Genomic DNA, 1,061 nt, shown 5'->3' on the forward strand with positions numbered 1-1,061 from the left:
TCGATAAAGTCGCCGGTAGTGTTGCCAATCCGGCCAACCGTCGCCGCGAACTCATGACGAGAATGCGCGGATTTGAAGATCTGGCGAAGCTGGAAGGGCTGGCCGGTGACTTCTACACGCTGACAGCACCTTCCCGTTACCACTCCATGCAGCATAACGGGCGCCGCAATAATAAATACTGTGGCGCATCGCCGCGCGAGACGCAGCAATATCTTTGCAAAGTCTGGGCGAGAACCCGCGCAGCGTGGAAGAGAAAAGGGATCCGCGTCTTTGGTTTTCGCGTGGTCGAACCGCACCACGATGCAACGCCACACTGGCATTTACTTCTTTTTATGCGCCCGGAATGCGTCGAGCAGGCGCGCGAAATCTTCCGTAAATATGCCCTGAAAGAAGACGGCAACGAACCGGGAGCGCAGGAAAACCGCTTTCAGGTTGTGCCGATCGATGATGCCCACGGCAGCGCAACCGGCTACATAGCGAAATACATTTCGAAGAATATCGACGGCTTCGCGCTGGATGGTGAGAAGGACGACGAAACCGGGGAAGACCTGAAAGAAATGTCACTCCGCGTTAGCGCGTGGGCATCGCGCTGGGCTATTCGTCAGTTTCAGCAGATCGGCGGTGCACCGGTCACGGTATATCGCGAACTTCGCCGCTTGGGCGATCGCGAACTGGTGTTACACCCTGAACTGGAAACCGCCCGGCAGGCCGCTAACGGTGGCGAATGGGATAACTACGTATTAGCCCAGGGTGGCCCGTTGGTTGAGCGCGATAAGCTGCGCATCCGTCTGAATTATGAAACCACTGAAAACGGCAACGCCTACGGCGATAACGTCCAGCGAATCACCGGTATCTATTGCCCGATTACGGGCAATGACTCTTTGATCTTCACCCGCACCACTCAATACAAAATCGTGCCGAAGCGCCAGAGCGCTGACGGTATGGCCGTTGACGTTGGTTTTTCAGGCGGCAGCGCCGCCCCTCGGAGTTCTGTCAATAACTGTACGCGGGATCCCGCGGCAGGTGCTGACGGTGTTGAACATGCCGCCAGCGAAGCAAAA

1 protein-coding gene is annotated in these 1,061 nt (G+C 56.7%); it reads left to right on the top strand.

Going from position 1 to position 1,061, the window contains the following annotated elements:
- Window positions 1–1,061, top strand: a 1,061-nt coding sequence (locus RDN66_RS00320) for a replication endonuclease (RefSeq protein ID WP_308537440.1), incomplete at both ends; no start/stop codon positions are given.

This window comes from uncultured Kluyvera sp. (assembly GCF_902485085.1).
Lineage (GTDB): Bacteria > Pseudomonadota > Gammaproteobacteria > Enterobacterales > Enterobacteriaceae > Kluyvera > Kluyvera ascorbata.